We start from the raw sequence: 1,405 nt of genomic DNA on the forward strand, positions 1-1,405 counted from the left end.
GAGCGTAAAGTTCCAGCCCTGTATTCCCATAGTTCTTTAGCAGATCCTGTACCTCCTGTGTTGAATTGGTTAAGCCAAAGAAGTCATTTTCCAGAAACTTCTGATAGCCTGCTACCATCAGTTCTGACACAACCGTGTCTCCTTGTGGGAAGACAACAAAATAGAGCGGTTCATTTCGATTGTCTGCATGTTGCACTGCATAAACACCCCCCTCAGTTGGTGGCGTGAAAATGCCATTAAAAGAGACATGAACCTTACCATCAGAACCGGCTTGTAGGTGCTTCTTCTCCTCAGCCGTTAAATAATGCGACTGAGGTATTTTTTGTCCACGACTGTCTTTTATAGGTTTCCCATTTTCATCTGTTAAATAGATAATATTTCCCTTTTCATCACGATCCACCACGGCGATGGAGTGCTTTTTGATAAACATGGTTTTATAGGAATCATCGCTGTATTTAAACCCTTCTTCAAGCAATTGCGTCGCCATTTCACGGTTCTCATGGACGATTTGTTCCAGCCTGCCACCATCAAGCGCTTCTACAGCTTCATGAGCTGTAGCCGTGTCACGGTTAAGGGAGGCGATTGTTTGTTCCCCATTTTGCCCTGTCAGGGTATTTTGCCCTGCTTCATCTGTCAAAATGATGCTGCCATTACTGATGGTGGAATGAGCAAAAAAACCACCCTTCCAAGCAAAAGCAAGGAAGGGGAATGTTGCTCTTCAAACGCAGAAACACTTAAGGATAGCACTCATATTCTTTTGGATTCTGTTTACAAAACGGGCTATTTAAACGCTTCTTGACACTGCGCCTCGGGATAACAGCGCCAGGCTGACAAATGGGAAGGTTTTCCTCTCTAAAAATATAACACCATCCCCCCATATTCGATACCTCTTCATCTTTATAACGGAAACCATCTTGGATCATGCATGCATCAATGGCTGCTAATGCATTGTTGCTTAGCTTTTTATTTTCTGGATCTTTATCAAAGGGAGTTGGCATGCCACATTCTAACAATGCTTTTCCTACCTCAGTAAAGTCCGCTCCAGGCTTCTCCCATGCAGCCAAATATCCTAAGGGAGGTTTATTAAATTGACATCCAGCGATACTTAACAAAGCTATTCCACTCAATAATTTTAAGATTTGTTTCATTTTTTTCTCCTTGAATCAATTTGTACTCGATGGGATGAACCATAGCGCTTTTTGCACATATTGCTCGCATCTCCAAGACAAGTGTGGACACTGTTAGGATCTGTGAACATTTTGTATGCCTCTTTCCAATTGTTACTGCCGGTAGGCACTGTCTGGTAGGTATAGCCATTACCGCCGATCACTCGGCTTACAAAGTCATATCTATGCCCATCAAAGCCAACCGTGGTTTGTTTGCCATTATTTAGCTTGTTTAACTT

General features: G+C 42.7%; 1 protein-coding gene and 2 pseudogenes. All 3 read right to left on the reverse strand.

The window, feature by feature from the left end:
• Positions 1-637: pseudogene (locus J7R05_RS07130) on the reverse strand (filamentous hemagglutinin); the annotation flags it as partial.
• A 97-nt stretch (positions 638-734) separates the two neighbouring features.
• Complete coding sequence (locus J7R05_RS07135) at positions 735-1,148, reverse strand: hypothetical protein (RefSeq protein WP_208541719.1); 414 nt, start codon at positions 1,146-1,148, stop codon at positions 735-737.
• A pseudogene (locus J7R05_RS07140) lies at positions 1,145-1,405 on the reverse strand (filamentous hemagglutinin); the annotation flags it as partial. The pseudogene J7R05_RS07140 and the gene J7R05_RS07135, both read right to left, overlap by 4 nt.

The sequence above is a fragment of the Bartonella capreoli genome (assembly GCF_902813205.1).
Lineage (GTDB): Bacteria > Pseudomonadota > Alphaproteobacteria > Rhizobiales > Rhizobiaceae > Bartonella > Bartonella schoenbuchensis.

Bases quoted from the DNA above. Each gene is read 5' to 3' on its own strand.
- J7R05_RS07135 (WP_208541719.1), bottom strand. From the start codon at position 1,148: ATGAAACAAATCTTAAAATTATTGAGTGGAATAGCTTTGTTAAGTATC.